The sequence below is a fragment of the Psychrobacter sp. 1U2 genome (genome assembly GCF_051847575.1).
Window position 1 is genome coordinate 1 of the sequence record NZ_JBPYDC010000893.1, and the last position, 786, is coordinate 786.

At 43.9% G+C, this 786-nt stretch carries 1 protein-coding gene; it reads left to right on the top strand.

Annotation, left to right across the window (positions count from 1 at the left end):
• Nucleotides 1-165 precede the first annotated feature (165 nt).
• Nucleotides 166-786: Holliday junction branch migration DNA helicase RuvB (gene ruvB / locus ACS8FD_RS19395; RefSeq protein ID WP_439277064.1), on the top strand; the 621-nt coding region annotated here is incomplete at its 3' end.

Genomic DNA, 786 nt, shown 5'->3' on the forward strand with positions numbered 1-786 from the left:
TTGTCTTACATACACAGTTATCTATGGATAAGCGACACTAGTTGTCGCTTATTTTCGTTTTAATGCATACTTTAAAACGTTTTACATGACTTATCCGCTAGGTTTGGTTATGCTATTTATTACCTTTACCTTGTTTACCCTCTTAATATAATGATAGAACCTATGATGCAAGACCGCTTAATTAATCCGCTAGAAGGGGGAGATGATGCCCCTGATAGCAACATTCGTCCTTCGCTTCTGTCTGAATATATCGGTCAGCCAGTCGTGCGTGAACAGATGGAAGTCTTTATTGGTGCCGCGCGAGGTCGTGATGAAGCATTAGATCATACTTTGATTTTTGGTCCGCCTGGTCTGGGTAAGACGACGCTTGCTAATATTATTGCTCGTGAAATGGGTGGTAATCTGCGTTCGACATCAGGCCCTGTACTTGAGCGTCCAGGTGACTTGGCCGCCATGCTAACCAATTTAGAAGCTGGTGATGTGTTGTTTATTGATGAAATTCATCGTTTAAGCTCAGTCATTGAAGAGATACTATATCCAGCAATGGAAGACTTTCAGCTTGATATTATGATTGGGGAAGGCCCTGCTGCACGCTCTATCAAACTTGATTTACCGCCTTTTACTTTGGTCGCAGCGACGACGCGAGCAGGGCTTTTGACTTCACCACTACGTGATCGTTTTGGTATCGTTCAGCGCCTTGAGTTTTATAATATTGCTGATCTGACGACTATTGTAAGCCGAGCGGCGCGCCTAATGCGTGTGTCAATGAGCGAAGATGGTGCTATC